The sequence below is a fragment of the Virgibacillus sp. Bac332 genome, assembly GCF_003667785.1.
GTDB lineage: Bacteria > Bacillota > Bacilli > Bacillales > Amphibacillaceae > Virgibacillus > Virgibacillus salarius.
Genome location: NZ_CP033046.1, coordinates 1,699,976 through 1,715,496, shown reverse-complemented (window position 1 = coordinate 1,715,496; position 15,521 = coordinate 1,699,976). Strand labels below are relative to the sequence as shown.

15 protein-coding genes are annotated in these 15,521 nt (G+C 38.0%); 3 read left to right on the top strand and 12 right to left on the bottom strand.

The annotated features are described in order from the left end of the window. Window positions 1-268: 268 nt before the first annotated feature. The 9 genes from D9782_RS08180 to fni form a co-directional block, all read right to left on the bottom strand. Window positions 269-1,024, bottom strand: a complete 756-nt coding sequence (locus tag D9782_RS08180; RefSeq protein ID WP_026683098.1) for an iron ABC transporter ATP-binding protein — start codon at window positions 1,022-1,024, stop codon at window positions 269-271. Further along, window positions 1,018-1,968 (bottom strand): iron chelate uptake ABC transporter family permease subunit, encoded by a 951-nt coding sequence (locus D9782_RS08175; RefSeq protein WP_121604488.1) that lies wholly within the window; start codon window positions 1,966-1,968, stop codon window positions 1,018-1,020. Before D9782_RS08175 ends, D9782_RS08180 begins: the two co-directional genes overlap by 7 nt. Beyond that, the gene (locus D9782_RS08170) at window positions 1,958-2,911 is read right to left on the bottom strand and encodes an ABC transporter permease (RefSeq protein WP_026683096.1); all 954 of its coding nucleotides are present in this window, start codon (window positions 2,909-2,911) and stop codon (window positions 1,958-1,960) included. Before D9782_RS08170 ends, D9782_RS08175 begins: the two co-directional genes overlap by 11 nt. 303 nt (window positions 2,912-3,214) lie before the next feature. After that, window positions 3,215-3,931: a DsbA family oxidoreductase gene (locus tag D9782_RS08165; protein WP_026683095.1), complete on the bottom strand. Its 717-nt coding sequence runs from the start codon at window positions 3,929-3,931 to the stop codon at window positions 3,215-3,217. An 83-nt stretch (window positions 3,932-4,014) separates the two neighbouring features. Then, window positions 4,015-4,884 (bottom strand): MBL fold metallo-hydrolase, encoded by an 870-nt coding sequence (locus D9782_RS08160; protein ID WP_026683094.1) that lies wholly within the window; start codon window positions 4,882-4,884, stop codon window positions 4,015-4,017. A 176-nt stretch (window positions 4,885-5,060) separates the two neighbouring features. Then, window positions 5,061-5,258: a hypothetical protein gene (locus D9782_RS08155; protein WP_121604487.1), complete on the bottom strand. Its 198-nt coding sequence runs from the start codon at window positions 5,256-5,258 to the stop codon at window positions 5,061-5,063. 335 nt (window positions 5,259-5,593) lie between these two features. Beyond that, a complete protein-coding gene (locus tag D9782_RS23325) occupies window positions 5,594-5,770 on the bottom strand; it encodes a hypothetical protein (protein WP_205388397.1) in 177 nt (58 codons plus the stop codon). Then, complete coding sequence (locus D9782_RS08150; protein WP_121604459.1) at window positions 5,760-7,061, bottom strand: IS91 family transposase; 1,302 nt, start codon at window positions 7,059-7,061, stop codon at window positions 5,760-5,762. The genes D9782_RS23325 and D9782_RS08150 overlap by 11 nt, the downstream gene beginning before the upstream one ends. A 285-nt stretch (window positions 7,062-7,346) precedes the next feature. Next, window positions 7,347-8,402 (bottom strand): type 2 isopentenyl-diphosphate Delta-isomerase, encoded by a 1,056-nt coding sequence (gene fni, locus D9782_RS08145; protein WP_121604486.1) that lies wholly within the window; start codon window positions 8,400-8,402, stop codon window positions 7,347-7,349. Window positions 8,403-9,054: 652 nt separating this feature from the next. Here fni and glpT point away from each other — a divergent pair. Further along, entirely contained in the window at window positions 9,055-10,416 is a 1,362-nt protein-coding gene (gene glpT, locus D9782_RS08140; protein WP_026680700.1) for a glycerol-3-phosphate transporter, read from the top strand. Window positions 10,417-11,159: 743 nt separating this feature from the next. Here glpT and D9782_RS08135 read toward each other — a convergent pair. Together D9782_RS08135 and D9782_RS08130 are read right to left on the bottom strand one after the other, a co-directional pair. Further along, a complete protein-coding gene (locus tag D9782_RS08135; protein WP_121604485.1) occupies window positions 11,160-12,446 on the bottom strand; it encodes an IS110 family RNA-guided transposase in 1,287 nt (428 codons plus the stop codon). Between the two features lie 118 nt (window positions 12,447-12,564). Continuing rightward, window positions 12,565-12,975, bottom strand: a complete 411-nt coding sequence (locus D9782_RS08130; RefSeq protein WP_205601753.1) for a hypothetical protein — start codon at window positions 12,973-12,975, stop codon at window positions 12,565-12,567. 84 nt (window positions 12,976-13,059) lie between these two features. On the opposite strand from D9782_RS08130, the gene D9782_RS08125 reads away from it, so the two are divergent. After that, window positions 13,060-13,668 (top strand): TetR/AcrR family transcriptional regulator, encoded by a 609-nt coding sequence (locus D9782_RS08125; RefSeq protein WP_121604484.1) that lies wholly within the window; start codon window positions 13,060-13,062, stop codon window positions 13,666-13,668. Continuing rightward, window positions 13,665-14,210, top strand: coding sequence for an HD domain-containing protein (locus tag D9782_RS08120; protein ID WP_026680697.1), 546 nt, complete (start codon window positions 13,665-13,667; stop codon window positions 14,208-14,210). Before D9782_RS08125 ends, D9782_RS08120 begins: the two co-directional genes overlap by 4 nt. A 240-nt stretch (window positions 14,211-14,450) precedes the next feature. On the opposite strand, the gene rsgA is transcribed toward D9782_RS08120, so the two are convergent. Continuing rightward, window positions 14,451-15,518, bottom strand: coding sequence for a ribosome small subunit-dependent GTPase A (gene rsgA / locus D9782_RS08115; RefSeq protein WP_121604483.1), 1,068 nt, complete (start codon window positions 15,516-15,518; stop codon window positions 14,451-14,453). Window positions 15,519-15,521: the final 3 nt, after the last annotated feature.

Sequence of the window (15,521 nt, the reverse complement as noted above, 5' to 3'; positions counted from 1 at the left end):
TTTAATATTTTTTATATTAACCATACCGCTTCTTACCATTCAAAGTAGATTTCCAGTGTCATTTTTGCCCAATCTCTTTTGTACCGGGCTCGTTATATGAAAGCATTCCAAGAGCTTTTTTTCTTAAACCTATTTACCTGTGCCAAAACATACGATAAAATTAAAATTGTCAGCATTCCTTCATCATGACCTTAGTTTTCGCTAACATCATGATGGGGGGATTTTTTATATTGGAATCACTTCAAATGGTATTAAGCCATGTAGATGATTAAAAATAAACACATATACGTTTATCATCAATGTCTTGAATATCAATGTCCATATCATAAATATCTTTTAGGACACATTTATCAATGACATCACAAGCCTTACCTTGTTTTACTACCTTTCCATCCTTCAAAGCCACAATATTATCTGAGTAGCATGACGCAAAATTAATATCATGAATAACAATTAATATTGTTTTCCCAAGCTCATCTACTAAATTTCTTAGTGTCTTCATGATTTGAACGGAATGGCGCATATCCAGATTATTTAATGGCTCATCCAAAAGAATGTACTCTGTATCCTGTGCAATTACCATGGCAATATGTGCACGTTGACGTTGACCACCACTTAGTTCATCTAAAAACTTATCCTGCATCTCACGAAGCTCCATATAATCAATGGCTTCATCCACTTTTTCCCAATCATAGCTATTGAGCTTACCTTGAGAGTAAGGAAATCGTCCAAATGATACGAGCTCCCGAACTGTTAGTTTTAAGTTGATCGAATTAGATTGTTTTAGTATCGATATCTTCTTAGCCAGCTCATTGTTTTTAGTTTCCATAATGTCTTTGCCATCAATGGATATATTTCCATTATCTTTTGCGATAAGACGACTAACCATAGAGATCAACGTACTTTTCCCAGCACCATTCGGTCCGATGAAAGAAGTAATGGTCCCTTTTTCAATGTTTAAAGAAACATCTTCAATCACTTTCTTCTGGTTATACGACTTAAATACATTTTTTATGTCTACCATGATTTATTCTCCTTTAACAAAAGATATATAAAGTAAATACCACCAATAAAGTTAATGATGACACTAATAGTTGTTTGGAAAGTAAATACTTTCTCCACAATAAATTGACCACCTAGTAATGCGATAATGCTAATTAGCATCGAACCAATAAGAATGTAAAAATGACGGAACGTTTTTAAAAACTCATAAGCTAAGTTTACGACGAGCAACCCAAGAAACGTCATGGGTCCAACTAGTGCTGTTGCCATGGAAATAAATATGGCAACAATGATTAGTAAATGTTTAACAACACGATTATAGGGCACACCTAAATTAATTGCATTATCCTTCCCTAACCCCAATACATCTAAATATTTATAATACCGCATTAAATAAATAATAAGCAGTACAAATATCACAATGGAGATATAAACAAGATTGGTATTTACGTTGTTAATACTTGCAAACATACGATCCTGTGCTACCATAAATTCATTTGGATCGATCAGAACTTGCATAAAGGAAGTGATACTGCTAAAGAACGTTCCCAATATCATACCAACGAGCAAGAGAAAATAGATATTGTTGCTTTCTCCTTTAAAAAGTACTTGGTAGAGTAATAAAGAGAAAACAACCATTCCTCCAATTGACACGAGGTAGTTAACATTACTATTCATCATTATTAATGAATTGGAACCTATGGTAAAAATAATTAACGTTTGGATAAGTAAGTACAGTGAATCCAGTCCTAATACACTTGGTGTCAAGATGCGATTATTTGTTATGGTCATAAAGATGGTTGTTGCAAAAGCAATAGCACCACCTGTAAGTAATATAGCAACTACTTTCATAATTCGCCTTGGTAGGATATAGCCAATATTTCCACTTAGATCATAAAAGATATAGAGCATTGTTAATAAAACAGCAATTATGGCTAGTACGAGTGTTTTCTTTTTATATCCCATATTTTTTTCTCCTAAACAGCAGATAGATAAATAACCCACTACCTATCACGCCAACGGTTAAGCTAATTGGTATTTCATATGGATATATAATTACTCTGCCAATAATATCACATATAAGAACGAATAAAGCCCCTAATAATGCTGTATGTACCAAGCTCTTCTTTAAATGATCACCTTGATAGATGGTTACGATATTCGGAATAATCAAACCAAGGAATGGAATCACACCTACCGCCAAGACTACGGATGCAGTAACTAATGCTACTATAATTAGACCTAAATTAACTACTTGTCGATAATTTAAACCCAAGTTTTTGGAGAAGTCCTCACCCATTCCAGCAATGGTAAATTTATTGGCATAAAAAAAAGCCAATAGCAGGATCGGAATGCTAACATACATTAACTCGTAGTTTCCACTCATAATCATAGAAAAATCGCCCTGCATCCATGACGATATATTTTGAATTAAATCATACTTGTATGCGATGAAAGTGGACATGGAGCTAATGATATTTCCAAACATCAGTCCAATAAGCGGAATGAATATGGCATCTTTAAATTTTATCTTTTCCAGTATCTTCATAAATGCAAATGTACCTAAAAGCGCAAATGCGAATGATACAAGCATTTTTTGAAATGGATTGGCAGCTGTAAATACAACCATGGAAACGAGGATACCAAGCCTTGCTGCATCTAATGTACCAGCAGTTGTAGGTGAAACAAATTTGTTTCTACTTAACTGTTGCATAATTAGTCCACATATGCTCATGCTCATTCCAGCTATTAATATACTAATAAGTCTTGGAACTCTTGATACCATTAATACTTTTGCCTGATCCTCTGATAATCCAAATATATCTAATGGAGATATATCAGAAACACCAATAAATAAAGATACAAAGGAAAGTAGTATAAGTGCTAGTACTAAGTAACGTATTTTCATAGACTGACCTTCTCTTCCAACTTTCCTATATTAATAATTATTCTTACTTTTGAATCGTTCTAATTAATAATGATATTCATTATCAATTAGATTCTTCTATAAGTATAACAGATTTCCCCTTCACGTCAATAAAAAAAGGCTTTCGTTTATATTTTATTCACAAATAAGCCAAAAGAATGAAGCGCTTTCTTATATATGTGGGAAAGTACATTTTTTATTTAAAAATCTTCGTGTGCTATAGTATGGAGAATGTGATAAAAGGATTATTAAGAAGGAACTTCTCAATAATCCTTTGAGAACGGCTTATTCTGTCTCGCAGCCTTCGTCTGTGCAATAGGTCGTTTTTGAGGATTTAGGGTTTAGTGATTTTAATTTGCTTTCTTGTTGCTCTTCTTCCCATACTTGTTCAAGTACTTCCGCAAATACTTCCTGTGGCTGTGCTCCTGAAAGGGCGTACTTTTCATTAAACACAAAAAAGGGTACACCCTGCACACCAATTTGTCGGGCTTGTTCCTCATCTGCGCGCACATGAATCGCGTAATCATCTACTTTAAGCAACGTTGTAACCGCATTTTCATCCAAGCCCACGTCAATCGCAAGCGCAATTAATGTTTCATAATCACTAATTAACTTTGACTCTGTAAAGTAAGCATGCATCAAGCGTTCTGCCATTTCTATACCTTTTCCTTGTTGTTCCGCATATTTTGCAATACGATGAGCGTCAAAAGTATTGGTATGTTGCATCGTATCAAAATGATAGGTTAAACCAACCTCAGCCGCTTGCTTTCCAACACTCTCATTCATTTGCTTCGCTTGTTCTATCGACATTCCTTTTTTTTCTGATAGATATTCATGAATTGATTTATTAGGAGTTGCTTCGGTATTTGGATCCAGTTCATAGCTTTTAAACTCAAGTATTATTTGATTTTCATGTGGAAAAGTTTTCATTGCATTTTCTAGTCTTCTTTTTCCAATATAACAAAAAGGGCATACAAAATCCGACCAAACTTCGATTTTCATAACTACACCTCATTTCTCCTTACATTGTAGCATAGCTATTCTAAAGGAATGAAGAATTGTGCTTGTTTCGTAGCAGCTATGTCTTAATGTTTAGGTGAAGAGCGATCTGTATCTACATATCTTCCCTGATTTGGAACAGCGATGTCTTCAAAATAATCAACAAGCTTTTGTAATCCTTTTGTTAGTTTTTCACCTTCCATAGCGACACCATGTCCAGGTATAACAACTTGTGGATCAAGCGCTGCTAGTTTCTCAACAGATGCTTGTGCAGCTTTCCAATCCGTCGTAAAGTACTTAGGTGGACCACTCACCTCTGCTGTTTGCATAAATACACGAGAGAAAGATTCCTGACGAACTGTAATGAATGCATCACCAGAAAATAAAAGGGAATCACTTTCACGAAAATAGGATACATGCCCAGGCGAATGTCCTGGCGTGTGAATCCATCTCCAACCATCTAAATAGGGAACTTGATGATTATCAGGTAAGGGCTGAACTACATCTCCTAAGTCAATTGGCTCATTTGGATATAACGAAGATATCTTGGCTAATATTCCACTATCAACTGTTGTGTCTGGTTCCGGATAACTTTTTTCGCCACGTAAAAAAGGTAGTTCGTTTGCATGTGTATAAATAGGTACCTCCCACTCTTCTGCTAAATCTGCTAGCCCTCCTACATGATCAAAATGCCCATGTGTTAAAAGGATTGCTATTGGTTTACTTCCCTTACCAAAGCGATCAACTACAACGGATTTTATCTCAGGAGCTGCATTGGGTAATCCTGCATCTATAAGCACCCATTCTCCCTTATCGGGATATCCGATAAAACCAATATTAACTATTTGATCTGTATAGTAATAAACATCACTTTTTACTTGAATACCACCACCACTTGTAATAGATGTCATCGGAATGAATTTATGATGTTCCTTTTGATGAAAATCTTGATCCATCTAAACACGACTCCTTTGCTAATTAATAAGAATAGTATTTAACATATCTAGAAACTTCATGCAGGAGTTACATGTTTTTTGACTAAGCAATAAGAAAAACGGAGCAAAATTCGCTCAGTCCTTATCACTAAATGCTCAGATTTACGCTTCCTCTAGTAGCTATTATGGAATAATAGCTACTGCTTGACCACCACTCCGGCTGCCCACTTCCCTTTCCGTGGGGTTTGTCCTTCAGCTAACTTTTTTAGCAAAACCCGCTCAAAAAAGTGGATCTTCAGGTCAAACATTTCCCACAGGAGTTGAAGTAGCCGGCCTTCGCTATTATCAGGCTCTACAACGCTAGCATGAAGTAACACAGCTACTTTTATACTCACGGATAGCGATTTTCACTTTACCCATTGTAAAAAAAGTCAACCTATTACTTATGACAAGAATTGTTGCACCTTCTCATAGCGGAGACTAATTACGTAGACTCCTGCGGGATTAGCGCGAGCCGAAAATCCACTTTGCAACGTGTTCTTCTTTGCAAAGTTAGTTGAGGCCGTGCCCGCGGAAAGCGAAGTAATTAGTCGGAGCATTGCCAATATACATCAAACATTTCTAAATAACTACTTGGCTTAACGCAGTCATTGCACTGATTTTATACTTTCTTAACTTATATAAGAAAAACCGGGCAAAAACCAGCCCGGTCCTTTCCTGTTTGCCATAGCTAGAGCACATCCGATAGTTTGTATTCGTGTCCTTGTACTCCTTTATAATACTCCGGATACATTTCTCCTCCACATTGTTCACAGCTGAATCTTGGTGGCGTAGTTGGGTCTCCGCCATCCATCAAATCAAACTCTTCTACTACGTTATACGGTATCTTTTCTTCTTCATGACACATGAAACAATGATAGTTGACGTAGGTCTTCTTTGGACGTAAGTGGTCGGTTCCTTTTTTCTTCTTCCCTTTTTTGCGTCGTTTGTTGGTCTGTGCGATAGTGAATCAACCTTTCTAAATTATTCCTTGCTTCTTTTGTTAATGCAATCTTTATTTCTAATTTCCCATTCTCTAGACACACTTCTCCCTTGTATTCATAGTAATTGTCGCAATGCGAGCACACAAGGGGATCTTTTTGACCACTAGAAATAATACGCTCTCTCCAGGTTTGGCGGCGTAATGTCTTCTTCACTTTTACTATCCATTTCCTTGTACCTTGTTGCCATGTAGCTAATAGCTTTTTGCTTAAGCTCTTACTCCTTCTAGAATACACCCCATAGTGACGAATTGTCTTGAACTGTTCATTAGGAATATGACGTATTAATCGAATAATAAATTCTTCTACCGTTACGGTCTCATGTTTTTCTTTACCGTCTACTTTATCCATATATTTGAATGTCACATGTTGACCATCATATTCCTCGATACGATTGTTCCCAATCGCTGGTCGACGAATATAGCGGCCAATATAACGCAGTTGGTCCTTCACCTTTCCTCTTTGTTTTGGGGCATACACATAGAAGCCTTCCCCATTATTAGAAAAAGCCTGTTGTAATCTTGGTTGAATTCTTTTCTTTTCCTTATTTGACAAGTGGTTACGAATGAATTTTAACACCACCGTCTGCCATTGCTTTCGAAGCATCGTAAACGGTATATAGTCGTACGCTTTCCATTCTCCTTTTTTCGTAACTCCTCCCATTGTCACTAACATATGAACATGGGGATTGAAATTCACTCTTGACCCAAATGTATGTAATCCGGCAATTATCCCCGGTTTCACTTTTGCCTTCTTTCGAAAATAACCCGTGATTAGCTTCGCAGCTTCATCCATAAGGGGTTTCAAAAGCTCTCGATGCCATAGAAATATAGCCCGTAATTTTTCATCTATCGTAAAGATTACATGCCGATGGTTCACTTGTACTATATCTTCTGTAAGGACGCGACTCCATTCTTCACTTTCTCCTACAGAACACGTTGTACAAAAACGCCCTTTACATCGAAAAGGGACATGTCGAACGTTATGGCATCCTTCACAAACATAGAGTTTGAATCCATTTTTGGGATCTCCACAGTCACGAAATTTTTCCACCTCTTTAATGACAATTGGACGAATTCGCTCTCCATGTTTCTTCTTAAATGCTTCCCAATGTTGATGTTTATCAAAAAAGATTCGTTTCAAGATGTTTTTTTCCATATACTTAAAATACCACAGTAAGAAACACTCTGGTATAGCCAAATTTTTATACTTTCTTATCTTTGAACAAAAGCGTAAGCGCCCGATTAGGACTGGAGCGAGTCAACGGAGATAAAAGAATCATGGTATGCTTGCGAGCCGATAATGACTTATCGTAAGATGATTCGTGAAATCGACCAGTTTGTGGGCGCTGGGGCTGGACGCGGCTCAACTCGCCCATTTTTATCCACATGGGCTAATTTTATAATTCCTAGACTAAAATAAAAACAGCTAAAACCTAATGGCTTAGCTGCTTTCATCAAGCAAGGATTTCCCCATAATCGTTAGACGTTTTGTATTTTTTAACTCGTTTAAAGAAGTAACACCAATTCCAAACATCACCATTTTCAATTCCAATTCGATTTGTTCCATTGTTTGCATTACAGATTCCACTGATTCTGTTGCAGCTTGCAATAATTGCCTAGCAAATCCAATCACATCGGCTCCAATCGTAATTGCTTTTGCTGCGTCTACGCCTGTTTTCATACCACCACTTGCTACGAGTGGTATGTTCGGTAGCTTACTTTTTACGGACACAATACAATCCTTTGTAGGTATTCCCCAGTTATTAAATGCTTCTGCTGCAGCCTTCTTAAGTGAATCTTGAGATCTTAGCTTTTCGACTTGACTCCATGATGTGCCACCAGCTCCAGCTACATCAATGTACGAAATCCCTGCATCGTATAGTCGCTTAGCTACCGTACCATCTATCCCAAATCCTACTTCTTTCGCTCCAACTGGAACGTCTAGACGCTCACATATCTTCTCGATTTTCGGCAATAGTTCATTGAAATTCAGATCCCCTTCATCTTGTACTGCTTCCTGTAAGCTATTTAAATGCAGAACGAGAGAATCCGCCTCCGTCAAATCTACAATTCGTTGTGCTTCTTCGACACCATACCCATAATTTAATTGAACAGCACCTAAATTAGCAATTAATGGAACAGTTGGTGCTTGCTTACGTATTAAAAAAGAATCCTTATGCGAGTCACTTTCCAATAGTGCCCTTGTAGATCCAAGTGCCACCGCCCATTTTTTTTCTTCCGCTGCTAATGCTAAGTTTTGATTAATTTGTGCTGCTAGCTCAGACCCTCCAGTCATTGAACTTACTAAGAATGGGGCCTGCAGTGATTTATGTAAAAACGTAGTAGTTGTCTCGATAGAATCAAAATTAATTTCTGGAAGTGCATTATGTATAAATGAAATTCCCTCTAACCCTGTTGATTTATTGATGCCTTCTACATTTTCGGTTAAACAAAGTCGAATATGCTCTGTCTTTCTACGGTTAATTCCTTCTTCCATTTTATAGACCTCCAATTTTAGAACTCCATCCATATCATAACATACCTTGACCAATTGTTCGTATTGTAATGATCTTTCTTTAATAATTTTGCAGACTCAGCTAATCGCTTATTCTGAGTGGTTAATTCCAAATACGAGGCTCATGAAGAAATGCTTTCTTCCAAAAATATATTGACAGCGATTGCATTACAGTTTACATTAAATTAATAAGTTAATATATGGGTCGGAGATAATGGAGAGACAGCTTTATTCCTCTTTTCTTTTATAGAAGAGGCGTTTAAGCATGTCTTTTTTTTTCGTAATTTACACCCATGCCTATTGGAATCAATTTCATAAGTGCTTATCCGAACAATCTATAAAAAGGGAAGCTTCAACCAGGGGAGGAATATTAGCGATTTTATTCGGGTAAATTTAAAATAACTCGTGATTGAAAGATGCTGATTTCATCGATTGTAACATATGGTGGTGACTCTACAGGAAGAGTGCTCAGATGAGACTTAATTGGCATGAATCGATGAGATGACTCACGGTAAGCGTGTGCCTGTAGATGAAATTTACTGTATTCACTATTCACATTCAAGATCACTCGGATTAGGCTACCATTATAAACTTGACTCATTTAACTTAAATATAGGGAAAGAAGGGAGAACAAATGTTCAAATTTTTAAAGCCTGCACCTCATAAAGAAAGGATGCCAGAAGAAAAAATCGACTCTTCCTATAAAAAGCTTCGGTTGCAAGTATTTTTAGGAATATTTATTGGCTATGCAGGATATTATTTAATTCGTAAAAACTTTTCGCTTGCGATACCTTATTTAACAGAGGAAGGCTTTACCAAAGGGGAATTAGGGATTGCTTTAGCAGCAATTTCCATTGCTTATGGTGTAAGTAAGTTTGTGATGGGGACTGTATCAGATCGCAGTAATGCTAGATATTTCCTCACCATTGGACTCATATTATCAGCTATTATCAACTTACTAATTGGCTTCGTGCCATTCTTTACTTCAACAGTGACTATCATGTTTATAATGCTATTTTTAAATGGATGGGCACAAGGTATGGGGTGGCCACCTTCCGGAAGAATATTAGTACACTGGTTTAGCGTTAGTGAAAGAGGCACGAAAACCTCGATTTGGAATGTAGCACACAACGTTGGTGGCGGGTTAATGGCACCACTAGCGATAGCAGGTGTATCCATTTGCACTACTTATTTTGGTGCTGTGTTTGTCGGCTACGAAGGAATATTTATTCTACCAGCTCTTGTTGCAATCGTGGTTGCTATCATTGCGTTCTTGTTAATGAGAGATACGCCACAATCCGTCGGTTTACCACCGATCGAGGAGTACCGTAATGATTATCAAAGCAAGGATAAAAAAACATACGAAACAGAACTAACTACAAAAGAAATATTGTTTAAATATGTTTTAAATAATAAATGGGTATGGACAATTGCATTAGCAAATGTGTTTGTATACTTTGTGCGCTATGGTGTACTTGACTGGGCACCGACGTATTTAAGTGAAGAAAAATCCTTTAATATGGAAGAATCTAGTTTAGCCTATTTCTTATACGAGTGGGCTGGAATCCCTGGGACATTATTATGTGGATATATTTCCGATAAGGTATTTAAAGGGCGTCGTGGTCCTGCAGGTGTCATCTTCATGGTAGGAGTTCTACTCTCTGTTGTTGTTTATTGGCTTAATCCAGCAGGAAACCCTTTAATTGACAACTTAGCACTTATAGCAATAGGTTTCCTTATATATGGACCGGTTATGCTTATCGGCTTACAAGCATTAGACTTTGTACCAAAGAAAGCTGCCGGAACCGCTGCTGGCCTAACAGGTTTGTTTGGCTATCTTGGTGGTGCTGTAATGGCAAATGCACTTATGGGATTTATTGTACAACATGCAGGCTGGAATGCAGGTTTCCTTTTATTAACTGGTTCTTGCATATTAGCCATTCTATTATTTACGTTAACTTGGAATGTTCGCGGACAAGAAGTAGTTAAGCATTAATAATAAATTATAGGGAGTTCCAAAAGCTATGGAAAATGGCTAAAGGGCTCCCCTTTTTATATATCTAAAGTTCAAATGAAACAATCCTTTGTCAAACGCTAGAACAGGACACCTATAGCTGATTTATTTTACCTAATGTGACCATCCTTGTATCGTGTAAATATAGTGGAACAACAGGAACCTAAAAAAATATAATATCGTGCTAAACGTGAGAACTAGACTTCTTTGGAAATAATGTATAACTAAAGCTAATAACAAAATCAATCAGCAATATTAGTGACCAGAGACGAAAGGTTTCAAATAACGCATTTGTCTGTTCCGGATTATTTATATATAAAATGATACCTCCCTCTATAAATTAAAATTATCTCAGAATTACTCCGTTTTTCTCCCGTTTACTTTATATCATTCAAAGAGAATGGGGATTGATCGTTCCTTCATCTGTAAATAAATGATATTTATGGAAATAAGGGATGGCACCAACTAAACATCCATGGATTTTTTCCATTAAATGGTTTGCGTTCGTATGATCGCACCTTGGATCTCCACGTTACGCATGGCGGTGGACCCTCCCATGTCTCTCGGCGTCAATGCGCGCAAATTCCTTCGTTCAACCTGACCATGGTGGATGCCGGAAATGCTCCTAAAGCGGGTCAAAGCCCTAACGGTGAAAATATCGACCGGCTTCTCCGTGCTTCGAATGTTCAAACAATGGGTCTCAAAACGAAATAGATCTTTTTTGTTTAGGCAGTTTCCTGTAAGTCTGAAACACCGGGGATATCCCGGATCATGCGTTCTTCACTGAAGGTACACTTGCGTGTCCCTAACACATAAAAGATTTTCACAAGTTTACGACTTAGCGCGATAAACGATTGCTTCCCAGTTAAGGGATTGATGGATCGATGACGGTAATGGTCATGAAGCTTTCGGAAAGCTTCATTATGAAACGAGAGGGGGCGTGCCACCTGATACAGGAGCTTTCTCAGCCTTTTACGTCCTCGTTTCGTAATGGTTGTCTGCCCCTTGAATTTCCCGGATTGATTCATCATCAGATTGAGTCCCGCTAATTTGATAATTTGGCGTGGATCTCTGTAATTCGATAGATCACCGACTTCCGCAAAGAAACCGGCCACTGTCATGGTACTGACACCTTTGATGGCTATCATCTGCTCCGCCCCAGGAACCAGAAGAACGAGTTCTTCGAGTTGTGCTTCAAGAGCGACGAGTCGTTCTTCTAGGGCCTTGTATTGGTCAATAAGATAACGGAATTCTTCGCGTGCCATGCTTAAACCGACCGTCAGGCCGATACTATCTTCGGCTGCCTGTTTTAATGCCTGGATACGTTTCATCCCCACTGCACGTTGGGCAGCGTTTTTCACTTCGGCCATCAAGTCTTCTTCCGAAGCCTGTCGGATATCATCAGGAAGATACCCCTTTTCCAGTAGGTGGAGTGCTGCTTTCCCGGTCCAGTCTTTGAAGACATCTAGGAACTCCGGAAAATAGCGATCCAGCGCATTATGCATCTGTGCTTTGATGGAAGACAAGTCCTCTTGGATGATGTCATGTAGTTTCATGCCTTCCCTCAATTCGGCATAGACATCCTCGGGTAGTGTGGGTTCATGAAAACGCCCGTCTTTAATGATTTGAGCGATGACTTTGGCATCCTTCGTATCATTTTTGGTCGGGGAGTCATCGTCCATTTCCTTGAACCGTTTTACCTTCATCGGATTAACACCTACCGTATGGATCCCTTCTGCTTTCAAATAATAAGCCAAGTTCAGCCCATAATGACCGGTTGGCTCCATGCCGATGATGATGTCCGGACGTTTATGTTCATTCGCCAGCTCTCTCGCCCAGGTGAGAAGCGTAAAAAAACCTTGATGAGAGTTAGTAAACACTAACCTTTTGGCTAGGTCTCTGCCCCGATCATCAATCACCCGTGCTACATGTTTCTTTTTGGCCACGTCGACACCAATGATCAGTGTGTTTTCGTTGATTTGCGCTATGCGCATATTTTGTGTAAAATCCATAGTAGAAGTCCTCCTTCGGTACTTAATTCGAGGTCATCGTGATGACACTCTCTATCGTACCAAGAGGGCTTTTTTTATGCATCCGGACTCTGCTTCGATATCCCCTCAAATTTCTCCCTTACAGGAATGCTCCTAAAAATACACTCCCTATGCACCAAGCTAACAAATGACGATACCAACCAACTCGTTCGCTTTTAGCGAATTCCTTTCCATACTTTTTCTTTTTAGACGGCTTCTCACCATCAGCAAACCGATAGGCAAATTGTTGATCCGCCCATTTGATCATACTATGACCATAGCCTATGCTTACACCAATATAAATAGCAGCAATACCGTGAACTGTTGTGGCAATTGCCCCGTTTTTCAAATCAATTACTGTTGCCATTAACAAGATAAAGTCAACAACTGGAGTAAGGATAAGTAATATAGCCCCAAGCCGTCTCTTTTTAAATACATATCTTGCGATTAAACCAGCTAAAACAAATATCCAAAAACCGATCTCACAAGCAATAATTAACCAACCAATCAAAGAATCCACCTCTTTTTAGTACAATCGTATTAATTAAATTATACGTTACTTATTTAAATAATACAACTGTGTTATAATAATGACATGCCAAAAAAAGTAGATCATGAAAAAAGAAAAATTATAATAGCAGAAGCAACATGGAAAATAATTGTAGAAGAAGGAATAGAGCAAGCAACCGTTCGTAATATCGCTCATGCTGCTGATTTATCAGTAGGCGCTTTAAGGCACTATTTCACAACCCAATCGGAGTTGTTGCTTTATTCCATGCAACTAGTCTCCGATAGAGCTCGAGAAAGAATGGCCAGTCAACAGTTCGATGGTCCACCACTACAAGTCATGGAGGAAGTTCTTTTTGAATTTATACCTTTAGATAAAGACAGAAAAATAGAGATGGAGGTATGGTTAAGTTTTTCAGCAAGAAGTCTTGTTGACCCAGATTTAATGCAGTTGAATCAAAAGGTATATCATGACTTACGACGTGTTATTATTGCTGTTATTGATCATCTTATCTCCCTGCAATTCGTACCTGATCAGTTTGCTGCTGAGATTGAAACTGAACGGTTATATGCACTCATTGATGGACTTGCTATTCATCATTTGCTACAACCAGATAGCCTGTCTAAAGAAATGATGACCTCTGTGATCCAACATCATCTAAAGAGTTTATGTAAACAGGAGGTTTTGGATAAATGAGACAAAAAGCTAAAGCGTTCGCAACAAAGGCACATGATGGACAACGAAGAAAGAGTTCCAATGATCCTTATATCACTCATCCCATCCGTGTAGCAGCAAGGTTAGCAGCAGCTGGTTTTCGTGATGAATTAATTAGTGCTGGATATTTACACGATGTGGCGGAAGACACTTCTTATACTATTAAGGATATTAAGGAACAATTTGGTGATTCAATAGCTCATTTGGTTGCAGCCAATACAGAAAATAAATCTCTAAGTTGGCAGGAAAGAAAACAGCATACAATTGACAACTTGAAATCTGCGGAAAAGGAGATAAAATATTTAATTATTGCTGATAAACTAGATAATTTACTAAGCTTAGAACAGGACTTGAGAGGTCAAGGTGCAATTGTTTGGGACCATTTTAACGCTCCTTTCGAAAAGCAAAAATGGTACAATCAGTCATTAGTTGAAGTAATGTACTATGGTTTACGTTCTGAAGAAATCCCCAATTACTTTAGATTATATGAAGAAACTGTTGCTAGAGTGTTTGAAGGAAAATAATAAAGTAGTATTCCATTGTGTTTTTTCCACAGAATTCTTGAGGAAAACATTGCTTTAGTAAGGCTCTTTCTGTCTGTTACATCTGGGATATACTATAATCTTCCGGAAAGAGTGGCAATCAACTATATGCCTTGACTCGCATACAGTACTGTTCTTGATGATTACTCGACTTCCACTTCATTTTTTATAGACAATAAAGCAGCCTCCGATTTCCAATGAGGAATGGAGGCTGTCTTTCTTTTATTTATATCTACGATTTTTATATCTTGTCTTCATATTTTTGGTAAGCTGCTTCCACTTATTTTTTTCTTCGAGTTGTGCTTTTTGATCCTGCTTTCTCTTTTCATAAGCTAACTCACGCTGTAATTTTAGATAGCTCTGGAAACGTGCTTCAGACAATTCACCTGAATTAAGGGCATCCTTCACTCTACAGCCAGGCTCCGTATCATGCTTGCAGTCGGTAAAATAACATGCGGTAACGAAGGCTTCAATATCCTCAAATGCCGTATCAATAGCATGTTCACCTTCCCAAAGCTGCAGCTCACGCATACCAGGTGTATCAATAAGTAATCCACCATTTTTCAATAAAAACATTTCACGATGTGTTGTTGTATGACGACCTTTACTATCATTCTCCCGTATAGCATTTGTAAGTTGAACCTGTTCTTCCAGTAGCACATTTACCAATGTTGATTTTCCTACGCCAGATGAACCTAAAAGCGCTGCAGTTTTACGTGGAGGCAAATAAGACATAAATTCCGTTATACCTTCTCCCGTTATACTGCTCAATGTAACAATCGGAATCCCAATTGCAACCTCTTCAAGCTCAGACATGATCGTAGCTATTTCATCAGCTTTACACATATCTTTTTTCGTAAGCACTATAACTGGTGAAGCTCCACTCTCATAGGCTGAGATAATATATCTTTCCATCCTTCGTACATTAAGATCATCATTTAACGAACCTACGATAAAAATAGTATCCAAATTTGCAGCAACTAACTGCGCTTCTGTCTTATCACCAGCCGCTTGGCGAACAAATTGAGTTTTACGTGGTAATAGTTCCTTTATTACTGCTTTTTTCTCATCAATTAGTTTCTCCACAACCACCCAATCACCAACAGCAGGAAAATCCATTGATGAATTAACCTCATTAAAGAATTTCCCACTAACATGCGCTATATACTCATATCGACCATCAGATATGCGATAGCTATTCCGTTGCACCGTAATAACACGTGCAATTGTATTCAAATTGACAGATGGTGAAGATGATTCCTCCCATCCTAACTTTACCAAATCGTTCACTAT

Excerpts from the sequence above, each read along its gene's own strand:
- D9782_RS08180 (WP_026683098.1), bottom strand. The coding sequence starts at position 1,024 with ATGGTAGACATAAAAAATGTATTTAAGTCGTATAACCAGAAGAAAGTG.
- D9782_RS08175 (WP_121604488.1), bottom strand. The coding sequence starts at position 1,968 with ATGGGATATAAAAAGAAAACACTCGTACTAGCCATAATTGCTGTTTTA.
- D9782_RS08170 (WP_026683096.1), bottom strand. The coding sequence starts at position 2,911 with ATGAAAATACGTTACTTAGTACTAGCACTTATACTACTTTCCTTTGTA.
- D9782_RS08165 (WP_026683095.1), bottom strand. The coding sequence starts at position 3,931 with ATGAAAATCGAAGTTTGGTCGGATTTTGTATGCCCTTTTTGTTATATT.
- D9782_RS08160 (WP_026683094.1), bottom strand. The coding sequence starts at position 4,884 with ATGGATCAAGATTTTCATCAAAAGGAACATCATAAATTCATTCCGATG.
- D9782_RS23325 (WP_205388397.1), bottom strand. The coding sequence starts at position 5,770 with ATGTGTCATGAAGAAGAAAAGATACCGTATAACGTAGTAGAAGAGTTT.
- D9782_RS08150 (WP_121604459.1), bottom strand. The coding sequence starts at position 7,061 with ATGGAAAAAAACATCTTGAAACGAATCTTTTTTGATAAACATCAACAT.
- fni (WP_121604486.1), bottom strand. The coding sequence starts at position 8,402 with ATGGAAGAAGGAATTAACCGTAGAAAGACAGAGCATATTCGACTTTGT.
- glpT (WP_026680700.1), top strand. The coding sequence starts at position 9,055 with ATGTTCAAATTTTTAAAGCCTGCACCTCATAAAGAAAGGATGCCAGAA.
- D9782_RS08135 (WP_121604485.1), bottom strand. The coding sequence starts at position 12,446 with ATGGATTTTACACAAAATATGCGCATAGCGCAAATCAACGAAAACACA.
- D9782_RS08125 (WP_121604484.1), top strand. The coding sequence starts at position 13,060 with ATGCCAAAAAAAGTAGATCATGAAAAAAGAAAAATTATAATAGCAGAA.
- D9782_RS08120 (WP_026680697.1), top strand. The coding sequence starts at position 13,665 with ATGAGACAAAAAGCTAAAGCGTTCGCAACAAAGGCACATGATGGACAA.